At 44.6% G+C, this 507-nt stretch carries 1 protein-coding gene; it reads right to left on the bottom strand.

Features of this window, described 5'->3' with window-relative positions; genetic code table 11:
* The coding region (locus ABD481_RS47260; RefSeq protein ID WP_344672408.1) for an SDR family NAD(P)-dependent oxidoreductase at window positions 1-507 on the bottom strand (507 nt) is incomplete at both ends.

Genomic DNA, 507 nt, shown 5'->3' with positions numbered 1-507 from the left:
CCCATTTTGGCCTGGCTATCGGCAAAAGAGTCTAACCCTGTCAGCTCGAAATCCGGTGGATACAAACCGGTCACACGTATATTTTCTGCGGACAACTGGTGCGAGAGTTTAGTTATAAACCCGCTAAGCCCGTGTTTACTGGCAAAAAAAGCGGGGTGCGCGATTGAATCTGTAAAATTAGGAATCCCACATGAAGATATAATTGAAACGATATCTGCGCTTTCTGAACGTCTTAACCCAGGTAGTAACGCCTGAGTCAGTAGAATAGAACCTGTCAGTCCAGAACTGATGGTATTGACAATTTCTGTGTCTGGTTGGTCGTCTAATGTTCCTGAAAGCCACTGAGCAGCATTGAGGATTAAAATGTCTATGGGTTTGTCTGAAGTTAACAACTGTGAAGAAAACTGAGAAAGGGATTCAGGTAGGGTTAAATCACAGAGATGCCCTTTCGCCATTCCGCCTTCAGCCGTAATGATACTGCAAGTTTTTTGAATGTCATCAGCGCGC

This window comes from Catenulispora yoronensis (assembly GCF_039531695.1).
In the GTDB taxonomy this organism is placed as follows: Bacteria; Actinomycetota; Actinomycetes; order Streptomycetales; family Catenulisporaceae; genus Catenulispora; species Catenulispora yoronensis.
The sequence above is the reverse complement of the archived record's forward strand: the minus strand, read 5'-3'. Positions and strand labels throughout refer to the sequence as shown.